The organism is Affinundibacterium nitidum, from assembly GCF_014284155.1.
Classification (GTDB): Bacteria; Pseudomonadota; Gammaproteobacteria; order Burkholderiales; family Burkholderiaceae_D; genus Undibacterium; species Undibacterium nitidum.
Genome location: NZ_JACOFZ010000001.1, coordinates 279369 through 293225 on the forward strand (window position 1 = coordinate 279369; position 13857 = coordinate 293225).

At 46.0% G+C, this 13857-nt stretch carries 12 protein-coding genes and 1 pseudogene; 5 read left to right on the forward strand and 8 right to left on the reverse strand.

What is annotated here, in order from left to right:
- Positions 1 to 8 precede the first annotated feature (8 nt).
- The 3 genes from H8K36_RS01175 to H8K36_RS01185 all read left to right on the forward strand — a co-directional run bounded on the left by H8K36_RS01175 (position 9) and on the right by H8K36_RS01185 (position 3838).
- A complete protein-coding gene (locus H8K36_RS01175) occupies positions 9 to 971 on the forward strand; it encodes a threo-3-hydroxy-L-aspartate ammonia-lyase (protein ID WP_186915473.1) in 963 nt (320 codons plus the stop codon).
- Positions 972 to 1095: 124 nt separating this feature from the next.
- Complete coding sequence (locus H8K36_RS01180) at positions 1096 to 1554, forward strand: (2Fe-2S)-binding protein (protein WP_186915472.1); 459 nt, start codon at positions 1096 to 1098, stop codon at positions 1552 to 1554.
- Positions 1555 to 1579: 25 nt separating this feature from the next.
- A complete protein-coding gene (locus H8K36_RS01185; RefSeq protein WP_186915471.1) occupies positions 1580 to 3838 on the forward strand; it encodes a xanthine dehydrogenase family protein molybdopterin-binding subunit in 2259 nt (752 codons plus the stop codon).
- Between the two features lie 64 nt (positions 3839 to 3902).
- Here the strand turns inward: H8K36_RS01185 and H8K36_RS01190 are convergent, their stop codons facing one another.
- Positions 3903 to 4307, reverse strand: a complete 405-nt coding sequence (locus H8K36_RS01190; RefSeq protein ID WP_186915470.1) for a hypothetical protein — start codon at positions 4305 to 4307, stop codon at positions 3903 to 3905.
- Between the two features lie 267 nt (positions 4308 to 4574).
- Between H8K36_RS01190 and H8K36_RS01195 the strand changes: the two genes are divergently transcribed.
- Positions 4575 to 5261, forward strand: a complete 687-nt coding sequence (locus tag H8K36_RS01195) for a hypothetical protein (RefSeq protein ID WP_186915469.1) — start codon at positions 4575 to 4577, stop codon at positions 5259 to 5261.
- Positions 5262 to 5347: 86 nt separating this feature from the next.
- Here H8K36_RS01195 and H8K36_RS01200 read toward each other — a convergent pair whose 3' ends face one another.
- Positions 5348 to 6949: an ABC-F family ATPase gene (locus tag H8K36_RS01200; RefSeq protein ID WP_186915468.1), complete on the reverse strand. Its 1602-nt coding sequence runs from the start codon at positions 6947 to 6949 to the stop codon at positions 5348 to 5350.
- 454 nt (positions 6950 to 7403) lie between these two features.
- On the opposite strand from H8K36_RS01200, the gene H8K36_RS01205 reads away from it, so the two are divergent.
- Positions 7404 to 7640 (forward strand): DUF6289 family protein, encoded by a 237-nt coding sequence (locus H8K36_RS01205; RefSeq protein ID WP_186915467.1) that lies wholly within the window; start codon positions 7404 to 7406, stop codon positions 7638 to 7640.
- Between the two features lie 101 nt (positions 7641 to 7741).
- Here H8K36_RS01205 and H8K36_RS01210 read toward each other — a convergent pair whose 3' ends face one another.
- From H8K36_RS01210 to tmk, 6 genes and pseudogenes are all read right to left on the reverse strand, one after another.
- Complete coding sequence (locus H8K36_RS01210) at positions 7742 to 9778, reverse strand: 3-hydroxyacyl-CoA dehydrogenase NAD-binding domain-containing protein (protein ID WP_186915466.1); 2037 nt, start codon at positions 9776 to 9778, stop codon at positions 7742 to 7744.
- 288 nt (positions 9779 to 10066) lie between these two features.
- Positions 10067 to 10948: pseudogene (locus tag H8K36_RS01215) on the reverse strand (23S rRNA (adenine(2030)-N(6))-methyltransferase RlmJ); the annotation flags it as partial.
- A gap of 178 nt (positions 10949 to 11126) precedes the next feature.
- Complete coding sequence (locus tag H8K36_RS01220; protein ID WP_186915464.1) at positions 11127 to 11633, reverse strand: GNAT family N-acetyltransferase; 507 nt, start codon at positions 11631 to 11633, stop codon at positions 11127 to 11129.
- An 81-nt stretch (positions 11634 to 11714) separates the two neighbouring features.
- The gene (locus H8K36_RS01225) at positions 11715 to 12104 is read right to left on the reverse strand and encodes a PilZ domain-containing protein (protein ID WP_230404262.1); all 390 of its coding nucleotides are present in this window, start codon (positions 12102 to 12104) and stop codon (positions 11715 to 11717) included.
- A 76-nt stretch (positions 12105 to 12180) separates the two neighbouring features.
- Complete coding sequence (gene holB, locus H8K36_RS01230) at positions 12181 to 13218, reverse strand: DNA polymerase III subunit delta' (RefSeq protein WP_186915463.1); 1038 nt, start codon at positions 13216 to 13218, stop codon at positions 12181 to 12183.
- Between the two features lie 17 nt (positions 13219 to 13235).
- A complete protein-coding gene (gene tmk, locus H8K36_RS01235; RefSeq protein WP_186915786.1) occupies positions 13236 to 13856 on the reverse strand; it encodes a dTMP kinase in 621 nt (206 codons plus the stop codon).
- Position 13857 lies beyond the last annotated feature (1 nt).

Consider the following 13857-nt stretch of genomic DNA (forward strand, 5'->3'; position numbering starts at 1 on the left):
ATTTGATCATGGCATTAAGTATTTCTTACGAAGACATTGTTGCAGCTCAGCAGAGAATTCAAGCATTTATCCATCAAACACCCGTTCTACATTCGACGACATTTGATGAACTGATCGGCGCCGAGGTTTTTTTTAAAGCAGAAAATACCCAACGCATGGGGGCTTTTAAGATTCGAGGTGCATGTAATGCATTACTTCAATTTGACGAACAACAGAAGAAACAAGGCGTCGTGACGTTTTCGTCGGGTAATCATGCACAGGCAATAGCGTTGGCTGCACGAGAACTTGGTATGCGGGCGGTGATCGTCATGCCAGAAGATGCTCCAAAGATTAAAATTGAAGCCACACGTGGTTATGGAGGTGAAGTGGTTCTATACGACCGCTACACAGAAGATCGCGAAGCAATTGGCCGAAGACTCGCACAAGAGCAAGGCCTTAGTCTGATTCCTCCTTATGACCATCCACATGTCATGGCGGGCCAAGGCACCGCAGCCAAAGAACTGATCGAAGAAGTCGGCAAACTAGACTATTTGTTCGTTCCTCTTGGCGGCGGAGGTTTGCTCTCAGGTTGTGCCCTCGCCGCGAAGAATTTGTTGCCGCAATGTACTGTCATTGGGGTAGAGCCCGATGCAGGCAACGATGGACAACGCTCATTATTAAGTGGATCGATTGTGCACATTGACACACCTAAGACTATCGCCGACGGTGCCCAAACCCAACATTTGGGGCAACATACTTTTCCTGTGATTCAAAAATATGTCGATGCCATCCATACCGTGAGTGATCGCGAACTTGTTGCCGCCATGCGTTTTTGTGCGAGTCGAATGAAAACAGTGATCGAGCCAACTGGTTGTTTAGGCATCGCATTAGCAATGCAACCTGCTATGAACCTTAAAGGAAAACGTGTGGGAATTATCATTTCTGGTGGCAATGTTGATATACAACGGTTCGCTCAATTACTACTGGAATAATGCACCAAAAAAATCGGACCTCGTCTAAACAAACCCTTGCTTAAAGCGCTTAACTCACCTACTTTGAGGAACTCGGGTAATATACATTTTCACTTGGATCCATCCCAAAAAAAAAGGAACAGCTATGCTCAAAATAGATGTGAATGCGCAAGAAAAGACGGTTAATATCGCACCCGAAACGCCCATTCTTTGGGCTCTACGCGACTCCTTGGGGCTGACGGGAACTAAATTTGGTTGTGGCATCGCGCAGTGCGGTGCTTGCACTGTTCACTTAGATGGACAAGCAATCCGGTCATGCGTAACGCCTGTATCGGTAGCAAGCGGTAAACATCTTACGACCATTGAAGCAATCGGTGCCGACCCTATCGGGAAAATCGTACAAGAAGTATGGGTTCAGCACGATGTCGCGCAGTGTGGTTATTGCCAAAGTGGGCAAATCATGAGCGCGACTGCCCTGCTTAAGTCAAATAAGCATCCAACTGACCAACAAATCGAGAGTGCGATGGCCGGTAATATCTGTCGTTGCGGCACCTATCAACGTATTCGCACTGCTATCAAAGCAGCAGCAAAACAATTGGCTTAATTGCTCAGGATCGAAAGGATATAACATGAAATTCGACCAACAAGACGACTTAAGCCGCTTGCCGAAGATTCTTCACAGCTACCTCAAAAAGTCAGATAGTGCCGAAGTTACAGTACAAAACCGTCGTCATTTTCTCAAACTCAGTGTCGGCGCGGGTTTCTCACTTGGTATGTTTTCATTAGCCGCGGACGCACAAGAAGTCGCACAAGCAGCGGCAGGTTTGAAGCCCTTCCAGCAACCTCAAGCGTTTTTAAACATCTCCCATGATGGCATCGTGACAGTGACGATCAATCGTCTCGAATTCGGACAAGGTATACAAACCGCGCTCGCGATGATCCTGGCGGAAGAGTTAGATGCTGATTGGAGTAAGGTGCGCGGCGTCCATGGCAATGCTAACCCTGCCTACGTTGATCCAGCATTTGGCATGCACATCACGGGTGGCTCTGGTTCGGTCAAGAATTCCTTTACTCAATATCGAGAACTCGGTGCGAGAGCGCGTGCCATGTTAATTGCAGCCGCGGCCTCAAAGTGGAACGTCTCCCCTGCTACGATTCACACGGACGCGGGCGTTATTGTCAGTAGCGATGGACGCAAGATGAATTTTGCAGAAGTTGCGGACTTGGCGATGCAACAATCGGTACCGGCACAAGTCACTCTCAAAGACCCTAAACAATTCCGAATCATCGGAAAACAGACAGGTCGTTTGGATGCAAGAGCAAAATCTACTGGTACGCAACATTTCGGCATCGATGTACAAAGACCAGGCATGTTGACTGCGGTAATTGCACATCCGCCCGTATTCGGTGCCAAACTCAAAAGCATTGATGATCTTGCAGCTAAAAAGATTGCTGGGGTTAAGGCGGTTTTTCGTATGCCTGTCGATCGCGGCGGAGAAGGTGTCGCAGTAATTGCTGAGGGCTACTGGGCCGCGAAGCAAGCTCGTGATGCGCTTAAGCTTGAATGGAATACAGATCAGCTTGAATTAGTGGACTCAATCAAGCAAAAAAAACAATATCAAGCCTTGGCAAAAACGACAGGAAAACTCAAATACAATGATGATGTTAGTGCTTTGAGCAAGACATCGAAGAAGATTTCCGCGGAATTTTACTTCCCATATTTGGCCCATGCCGCGATGGAGCCGCTCAATTGTACTATCGAGGTAACTGGTACTGGCACTGACCAAAAGGCGCAAGTCTGGGTAGGAAGCCAAATGCCTGGCATGGATACGATGGCTGCAGCGAATGCTCTGGGGATTCCACCTCAAAACGTGATGATACACGTGCAAATGGCTGGAGGTGGTTTTGGCCGTCGAGCCATTCCGAGCTGTGATTACGTGACTGAAAGCGCACAGTTAACGAAACTAGCTTATGCGATGGGTATCACAGCCCCTATCCGCACAATGTGGTCACGCGAAGATGATATGCGCGGCGGTTACTATCGTCCAGCACACTTGCATCGAGCAGAAATCGCCTATGACGACCAGGGTAAAGTTCTTGCTTGGGATCATGTCATCGTTGGGCAATCGATCGTTGCTGGTAGTCCTTTCGAGTCCTTTCTTATGAAAGATGGAATTGATGGTACCGCCGTAGAAGGAATGCGAGAGCCCTATCATGTACCGATGCGCTTGTCCGTCCATCATCCCAAAGTAAATGTTCCAGTTTTGTGGTGGCGTAGTGTGGGTTCCACTCACACTGCTTTCGTTATGGAGACACTGCTTGACGAATTGGCGCGCAAGACCAAGCAAGACCCTGTCGACTATCGCTTAAAATTGATGGCAGACAAGGCTCCACGACATAAAGCCGCATTACAACTGGCAGTCGAGAAATCAGGCTACGGCAAGCGTAAGTTACCTAAGGATCATGCTTGGGGCGTGGCTGTACATGAATCGTTTGAGACGGTAGTCGCCTATATCATTACGGCATCAGTGAAGAACGGAAAGCCACAACTACGTAGCGTTACCGCAGGTGTACATTGTAATTTAGCGGTCAATCCGAAAACCATTGAAGCACAAATTCAAGGAGCAGCTGTCATGGCCTTAAGTATGTGTTTGCCCGGTTCTGAAATTACCTTTAAAGAAGGAAAAGTCCAGCAGAGTAATTTCAGTGACTATACTGTCGCACGTATGCCGGATGTACCAGATATCAACGTTCATATCGTACCGAGTGCTGATTCACCTACGGGAATTGGCGAACCCGGCTTGCCTCCACTCGCCCCCGCGTTTGCAAATGCGATCGCAAGACTAACAGGAAAAAATTTGCGTAGTCTGCCATTTCAGATGAGCTAAAGAACAACATCAATAGAAAAAGGGGCTCTGTTGAAGAGCCCCTTTTTTTCTAACAGATATTCTTCTATGGCATGTCGGTACGGCTAATACTATATTTTCCATGATGCGCTTTATAAAAACGGAAAAAAAGTAAGCCAAACAGACCGCCTGTCGCCGCCATCATTGTGATCAAAAAGACTACCACAGGGGTATCAAGAAGGAGTTCGCGGGACATTCTAATCTGCCCTGGAGGAATGGTTGGGTCATTGGGAGACGGTGCTCTCGGTGCTGCCACCACAACTGCGCTCATCACCTGACCACTGACGACAGGAAACTCCTTACTCGCAACTTTCATTCCCTTCTTCTCGCAGGGTTCCGCGGAGAATACTCTCTTGCCGTCGGCACCAGAACACACAAATGCATCTGCACGTACAAGTGATGCAGCTAACATCAAACAAGTAAAAACAAACAAACGGAAAAAATTAATCATGAATCACTCTAAACAATGTGGCAGCGGGCATGTTACCAGAGCCCACCGACGCTGCCTATTGATTTTATGGATTGCCACCCGACGTGAATAAATCTCGTGTTCAATTTGGCTGAAACAATTCAATACATAATTTTATTTACCTTGTTGCCGCAGCAGCGAAAAATATTGATATATTTTGCAATACTCTAGTTTTACTGACTTCACCAAAGAAAAATCAGGCTAAAATTAGACCTCAACATTTTGAATTTTAGAGACCTTTAGCGCTGCATGGATATCAGCAACTACGACAAAACTGGTAAGGGAAGAGAAGAAATTGCTACGCGCAAGTATCAGTTGCCTACGCGTCTGCGTTCGCTCTTAGTATTGGTAGATGGTCGCCAGTCTGATGATGATTTACTACAAAAGATGGCTGCGCTTGGTTTGAACGAACTAAGTTTGCAAAAACTAGAGGTCGAAGGTTATATAAAAAAAATAAATGGCGATGAAGTCATTGACAGTGAAAATTTCACCGCATCAGAGCAGTTGAATCCGCCACGAGAACAAGAAAATCAAGAGACACCAATGATAGACAGCACATTCGGTCCGATGGGAGACCTGGAAGAATCACAAACCATCTTTGAAGCGTCAGAGGGTGATGATGCTTGGAACGCCAATCTCGATGCGATACTTGCGGCCGCAGACGATGAAGACGAGGATCGTGAGAGTCGCGTTGATATGATGAAACGGTATCTCTCAGATCTGATCAAAGAAAATTTGGGAATAAAAGGCTTTTTTCTACAAAGAAGGCTATTAAAAGCAATGAGTCTAGAAGACATTCACGCATTCCGCCAAGACTATGTCTCAGCAATCTTGCATGCCAAAGGCAAAGATAAGGCGATAGCTCTGCGAGATCAATTTGATCAACGTATGTATGTCCGTTTTTCCCTGACTGAGCCAGAGTTCCTTGAGAACTAATTCACCTCTTTCAAAATTCACGAACGTTGAGTTCCATAAAAAAAGCCAGAACATGTGTCTGGCTTTTCTTTTTCGACGATGCGGAATTATTCAATTCCTTGGCTCGCCAAATACTCTTCATAGGTGCCTTGGAAGTCAATCACCTTACCCTCTTTGACTTCAAGAATACGAGTCGCCAGTGATGACACAAATTCGCGGTCATGTGAAACGAAAATTAAGGTGCCAGCATACTTCTCAAGTGCGATATTGAGTGACTCAATCGACTCCATGTCCATATGGTTGGTTGGCTCATCCATCAGCAATACGTTATGGCGGCCAAGCATCAATTTACCGTAGGTCATGCGCCCTTTCTCACCGCCGGACAAGACTTTGACAGATTTTTTCACATCGTCGCCGCTAAACAACAAGCGACCAAGAATAGAACGTACCGCTTGATCATCATCGCCTTCTTGTGTGTAAGCTGTCATCCAATCTGTTAACGACTTATCAGATGCGAACTCTTCTGTTGGATCTTGAGGCATATAACCAACATTGGCGTTCTCAGCCCATTTAACCTCACCGCGATCAGCCGTCAAGGCACAAATCTCTGTTCCACCAATACAACGTAAAAGTGTCGTTTTACCTGCGCCATTGGCGCCAATAATCGCAATTTTTTCACCTGCTTCAACCATGATATCGAAGCTATCAAAGAGACGACGATCATAAGCTTTAGATAGGTGTTGCACTTCCACTGCCAGACGGTGCAATTTCTTCTCGCCATCAAAGCGAATGAAAGGATTTTGTCGGCTAGACGGCTTAACATCTTCGACTTTGATTTTTTCAATTTGTTTAGCGCGCGAGGTCGCTTGACGAGCCTTGGACTTGTTCGCTGAAAAACGGCGAACGAAGTCCTGCAATTCTAGAATCTTATCTTTGGCTTTGGCGTTGTTTGCCAATTGCTGCGCACGTGCTTGAGATGAAGCAAGCATGTAATCGTCATAGTTGCCAGGATAAATCTTCAACGTCCCATAATCCATATCTGCCATATGTGTACAGACCTGATTTAAGAAGTGGCGGTCATGGGAAATGATAATCATCGTCGAGTTGCGTTGATTCAAAACATCTTCTAACCAACGAATTGTATTAATGTCGAGGTTATTGGTCGGTTCGTCGAGCAACAGGATATCCGGGTTTGAAAACAAGGCCTGCGCCAACAATACACGCAATTTCCAACCCGGGGCTACTGCACTCATTAAGCCCTGATGTTGGTCAGTCGGAATTCCCACGCCCAATAGCAATTCGCCAGCACGCGCTTCTGCAGTGTAACCATCATATTCTGCAAATTTTGCTTCGAGATCGGCAGCCTTCATGTAGTCATCATCAGTAGCCTCTGGATTCGCATAAATCGCGTCACGTTCTGACATCGCAGCCCACATTTCGGTATGTCCCATCATCACGACATCGAGTACGCGCATTTCTTCGAATGCAAATTGATCTTGACGTAATTTGCCGAGACGCTCATTTTGATCGAGCATGACTGTGCCAGAACTAGGTTCCAGATCTCGACCGAGAATTTTCATGAAAGTCGACTTGCCGCAACCGTTGGCGCCAATCAAGCCATAACGATTTCCTTCGCCGAACTTGACGGAGATATTTTCGAACAGCGGCTTAGGGCCAAACTGCATTGTGATATTTGCGGTAGCTAACACGTTAAAACCTTTGTATGCGGAGATTAAGAATAACCCGCAAGTATAACATTAAGCGATCATTTCCTCGATCTATCGTCGCGCCTGAGCTGGTCCCAAGTGAAGTAAAGAACGGCAAATACTGAATGGCTCAAGTTTGAGTACACAAATTTCTAAAATTTGGTTTATCTCGTCTTATCTACACAACGTGCTGAGTGGTTGCGAACACCTTATTAATACGTTGCACAAAATTATATTCTTTAAATTTTAGAATATTCAAAACTTTAGACCGATATAAGCCGTCATTTTGAGTTTATTTATACATAAATAGGAAATATTTTATTGATATGTTACTTGATACAAAATAATGATTAACTATTACATATTTGCTGTTTTTGATTGTATTCGTCAGCATAAACTGCGGAGGTATTCGCATCGAAATGAAGCCTATACACAATTACTTAACTGAGGAGAAGAAATGAAACGTTCTAAAATTGCACTTTTTGCCGTCTCTACAGCACTCGCAATCGGTGCGGCTTTTACCGCTGTTTCCGTTACTGCAGCACCTCCATCGATGATTGAAACCACGTATTTCAGTGATGCTACTCTGAGCACGCAAGTCGGATATCGCATTCGCACCTGCAGCGGCCGTACAATAACAAATGGCACGGTAACAGCGTATAAGCAAGTTTCGCAGGAACCTTGCTGGTTATAATTTAAATTGCTGTGGATCTCCGATCTCGCCGTATGAAATCGGAAGTGGATTCAAAAAATGAGCCCCAACTCTTATTTTAAGTTGGGGCGTTTTGTTCTCTTTTACGCCCAAGTTTCTCCGCGATGCCCTCTAGAAAAGGTATCAATCGCTGCGTCGACATAATCCCAACCGACCAACTCAGCATAAAACATGGGCCCACCTCGATGTCTTGGAAAACCATATCCTTTGAGATAGACCACATCAATGTCCGATGATCGTGCTGCAATCTTATCTTCGAGAATCTTTCGCCCCTCATTTGCAAGCGCGAAAATCAGCCTTTCAACAATTTCCTGATCTGATATAGACCTTTGTTTGAAACCATTTTTCTGTGAGTAATCACCAATCATATTCGCAACCAACGCCGAAGGATGGGCAGTGCGATCACCGGCCGTATAATCGTACCAACCAGCTTGTGTTTTTTGCCCAAAACGCCCTTGTTCGCATAAAAGATCTCCAAGATCTGAGTAAATCTCATCTGGCTTACTGATTCGTCGGGCTTTTCTGATTGCCCAACTTATATCGTTACCGGCCAAGTCACTGACGCGGAATGGCCCCATCGCAAAACCAAAATTTTCGATCGCACGGTCCACCTGCTGGGGAGTGCACCCCTCCTCAAGCAAGAATGCTGCTTGCTTTGTGTACTGTGCCAACATGCGATTGCCGATGAATCCATCGCACACACCCGCAACAACAGCGGTTTTTTTAATTTTCTTGGACAAGTTTGCGCATGTAGCAAGCACCTCTGGAGAAGTGAGTTTGCCGCGAACGATTTCCAACAGTTCCATGACATTTGCTGGGCTAAAAAAATGTAACCCAATCACATCAGTAGGTCGAGATGTGAATTGTGCGATTTGATCTAAGTCCAAGGTCGACGTATTAGAAGCGAGAATTGCGCTTGGTTTCATGACGCGATCAAGTGATCTAAAGACCTCTTCTTTCACCTCCATTTGTTCAAAAACCGCTTCGATCACCAAATCCGCATCACGAATTTGCTCATAATCTTGGGCGCCACTAATCAACGCACAATTGCGTTCACATTGTTCTTGACTCAACCTTCCTTTAGCTACAGTCGCCCCATAATTCTGCCGAATTCGCAGTAACCCCCGTTCCAACGACGCTGCCTGTGCATCTAATATTTGGACTGGAATACCTGCACTTGCAAAATTCATAGCAATCCCGGCGCCCATGGTTCCAGCACCAATGACAGCCACTTGTTTGATGGTTCTGACAGTCGTTTCGGCGTTTACGCCATCGATTTTCCCTACCGCACGTTCCGCTACAAAAATATGACGTAATGCTTTTGATTCTGCACCGTTCAACAAAAATTGAAACGCCTCACGTTCTTTTTTAAGTCCGTCTTCAAAACTATGCAGGGTGGACATCTCAAGTACATCAATACATTTGATGGGTGCCGGAAGAAAAGGCGATTTTTTGTGAAAAACAGCACGAGCCGCTTCAAAAAGATTTGGATCGCCTACTTGGACGACTGGACGTTCAGATGTTTTTGGGATGGGGCGAGCCGCAGATTTCGCGATCGCAAATTCAATTGCAGAACTCAAAAGCGAACTTTGGTCGTCAATAAAAGAATCAAAAAGAGCACTTTGTCGTAAATTTTCCGATAAATAAATACTGCCATTACTCACCATATCGATACATGTTGCCATGTCTAACAGGCGCGGCAATCGCTGTGTGCCACCAGCACCCGGCAGCAAACCTAATTTAACTTCGGGTAAAGCAATTGGGCAACCACTCATCGTAATTCGGTAATGGCATGCTAGGGCAAGCTCAAGCCCTCCCCCCATGCAAACACCATTAATGGCCGCAATTACTGGTTTTCTTGCATTTTCAATTGCGTCCAAGACCGAGGGCAGATTGGGACTGGCAAACGTTTTGTCGGTGCCAAACTCTTTGATATCTGCGCCACCCGAAAATGCTTTTGCCGTGCCCGTCAGTACAATTGCCGCTATGTCGTCGCGACTGAGCGATTCTTGCAAGAATTCGTTAATAGAAGTACGGGTAGAAAGTCCAAGACCATTTACCGGGGGATTGTCGATTCGAATAACGGCTATAGAGCCGTGGATTTCTAAAAGCGCACTCATGTCTGTCTCGTTTTTTGTAGTCATCAGAAAGGCGAATAGTCATTGCCATTTTACTCTCTGATGATACACGAGACAGCACTACAAATCTTTCATTTGTAATTGGAGAGAAGTTGAATTGGGCTATCGACCACGTGTCTTATTGAGATTTGCAGGGCGCGCGGCGCGGTTGTTTTGACGAGCCGGTGTCGCGACACTCCTTGGCGAACGCGCATCTATATTTCGATCGCTTGTTCGAACCGGGCGCTGAGATGTCGTTCGTTGTGGTCGTTCGGACTTCGACACTTCCGTCTCGCCAGATTCAATCGTATAACGTGCGCCAGCATCTTTCCCAAGAACCCTCACCAAATATGGCATGACTTCTCGCAATGTCGCCTCCAAGGTCCATGGCGGATTGATGATGAACATACCGCTGCTGTGCAAGCCAAAGCCATCCGGACTTGGGCCAGAAATACTAAGTGTTACATTCAGCCAGCCGTTGCCTAGAATACGTTTCAGGCGCTCTGGTAATTGTTTTGATTCAATCCGTGACAAAACCGGATACCAAACCGCGTAAACCCCTGTAGGAAAGCGTTGTGCAGCGTCTTCGAGGCAAACCTTGACGCGACGATAATCATCTTTAACTTCGTATGGTGGGTCAATCAAAACGAGAGCCCTACGTGATGGAGGCGGCAGCAAAGCTTTTAATCCGTCGAAGCCGTCTCCGGCATTGATCATGATTCGCTTGCCGCGAGTACTTGGACGAATCCCCTGCTCCGCTTTATGCGCTTCGAGCTTTCTAAAGTTTTCACTCAGAATCTTGATTTCACTAGGGTGAAGCTCAAATAGACGCAGGCGGTCTGGCTCGCGCATGACCTGGTCTGCACAATACGGCGAGCCTGGGTAGTAGCGAAGTTTACCACTGGGATTGAGATCCTTGATCACATCGAGGTAAGCTTGTAACGCAGTCGGGATGTCATCGCGATCCCACAGAGGAGCAATCCCTGTTTCGTACTCGGCGTTTTTGGTCGCATAACCAGTATCAAGCGAATATAGACCCGCACCAGAATGCGTATCGACATAGGTATATGCGGTATCTTTTTGATTCAAATAGTTCAGCAGTTCGATTAAAACAAAATGTTTTAAAACATCTGCATGATTACCGGCGTGAAAACCGTGACGATAACTCAACATAATGGGGATTCCTGAATAGGTTGCTGCCTGCGCAGTAGAAAGCGCAAAGAGGGAATGGCAATGGGATGTCTCCCATTTTACCTCTTTTCACCCATAACACCTAGAAACGCCAAGAGGACACAAGTCTAATGAAACGAAACTTCGGAACACTGCACTACGATGCAAGACTGAAATCAAGCTAATTTACCCGTTTGCCGAAAATAATAAGATCGCGTTCTATTCCATCGAGATTGGCAACTCGAGGCATATTTGCCCAAATCTCAAAATTAAAGGAAGCGAAGAGGTTCATACTCGGGACATTATGTCCAAAAATAAAACCAAGTAAAGTATGGACTTCAATTTGTGGAGCAAACGCGATCGCCTCGTTCAGCAAATAACGACCGAGTCCTTTACGGCGCATCGATTCGTGAAGGTAAATTGACAATTCCGCCGTACCTGAATAAGCTGGCCGTCCATAAAAATTGGAAAACGAAAGCCACCCCAAAATCTCGCCAGACTCGCCTTCGACCACCCATAAAGGGCGCCTCTCAGGTGTATGTTCATGAAACCAATTAAGTCGCGACTCGACCGAAATTTCTTCGGTATCCGCAGTTACCATACGCGATGCTACGGTAGAGTTGTAGATTCCCACAATAGCGGCGAGGTCTTCAAGACGGGCAATACGATGTTGAAATGACTTAGACATAAAATTCAATGCGCTTTAAATACTGATCAAAAATAAAGGCGCAAACGAGCGCCCTTATATCAACAAACAAAAGTGTTGGATTTATAACGTATGTGTTGCTCGAGAGGAGCGTATGGTCGCGCCTAGGACTTCCTCTACCCTAGACTTAACACGAATACCGCTTTCATCATTCGGAAAATGTACACCGATACCCTGCGACTTATTGTTACCTGCTCCTGCTGGCGTGACCCATGCCACTTTACCTGCAATTGGATATTTACTAGGATCATCGAGCAAGGTCAAAATCAAATAGATTTCTTCTCCTAAACGATAGGACTTGTTGGTTGGCACAAAAATGCCACCATTTTTCAAAAACGGCATATACGCGGAATATAAGGCGGACTTTTCCTTAATTGCCAAAGACAACACTGACGGTCTCGAGGGAGACGGCATGTTGAGCGGAACGCTTGGGTCTTGTGGGAGATCTGCCATGATTTCTTCCGGTAATTATGCGAGTAACATTATGTCGAAATTGCGAACACCAAATTTGTTCAAAATCTTCCGAGAATTAATGAAATGATGATGAATATTCTAACAGCATATCTTCTAAAAAGAGCTTCCCGGACAGTGGATGACTTGCAATTGCTTGTCGATCTTGCACACTTTTTATGAGTTTCATCAATTTATCGTTGCTCGCACGAGACGCTAAACGCTCAATTTCACTCTGATACTTCGGGTAATATCGAATACGGCCGCTTTGTTTAACGCTAAAAATATCATACAGCCAACGTTGCAGCCAAGAGACCGTCCTCGGCATCTCCATTTTTTGCATCTTCTCTGCTAATTTAAGACTATTTTCAATATCGGGTTTTGACAGTGCTTGCAGAAATTCCTGAAGCTCTTTGACGTCTTCCGATTGCGCCATCTCCAAAGCGAGTAGCGGCGCCCCGCCTTGCTGTGCCAACCACATCTCAGCCTCTTTAGTACCTTCATGCTGCAGCCAAGCGAGTGCCTCGGCCCGTGAAGGCATGTGCAATGGCACCTTATGACAACGCGATAAGATGGTCGGCAAAAGACGATCGAGGCGATGTGATACCAATATAAATACGGTATTGGGGTTGGGTTCTTCTAAAGACTTTAACAAGGCGTTAGCTGCAGGCACATTCAGTGCTTCTGCTGGATACAGTAAGACAACACGTGTACCTTGCCTATGGGTGGAAATATTCATGAAATCGCCCAAAGCGCGCACCTGATCGATCACAATTTCCTTAGACGGCGCTTTAGTGGCTTTGGTTTTCTTCTCAGGCTCAGCATCACCATCAGCCGCCTCGCTGCCGCCATCCTCTTCGTCGAGTAAGCCTGGGCGCACTCGGCGATAATCTGGGTGGCTATATTGATCAAACCAATTGCACGAGAGGCAGGAGCCACAAGCGTGTCCATCTTCAGCGGGGGATTCACATAGTAAGGACTTCGCGAGATGTTCGGCAAATTTCGCCTTTCCTATCCCTTCTGCTCCGTACAGGAGAATTGCATGGGGCATACGGGCTCGCATCGCCATGATTTGGCGCCAGCTATCATCTTGCCAACGATATAGTGCATTGTTCATTGCGTTGCCTTTTGAAATCACTTCGATGCGATCAGATTTTCCACAATATCTCGAAGCTCATCTCGAATTTCCTCGATGCTTCGAGTTGAATCGATCACCCGAAATCGTTGAGGAAACTCTTGCGCACGACGCAGATACTCATTGCGTGTATTATTAAAAAACTCAGCATCTTCTTTCTCAAATTTATCGAGTGTGCGCGTTGCATCCAGACGCGCTTTTGCGACACTGATCGGTACATCAAACAAAAAAGTAAGATCAGGTTGCAAATGAGGGTGCACCCAATTTTCTAATGCATTCAATTTATCGATCGACAAATGACGCCCACCGCCTTGATAGGCAAAAGAAGCATCTGTAAAACGATCTGAAATGAGCCACTTACCTGCGGCAAGTGCAGGTTCAATTACCTGTGCCAAATGTTCACGGCGTGAAGCAAACATCAACATAGCTTCAGTTTCTAGATGCATTTTTTGGTTCAGCAATATACTGCGCAAAGTTTCGCCAAGCTCGGTTCCGCCCGGTTCACGCGTAGCAATAACCGAGATACCTTGCGCTTCAATCAACTGTTGAACGAAATTGATGTGGGTCGATTTTCCCGCACCGTCGATACCTTCGAAGGTAATGAATTTACCGCTCTTGATC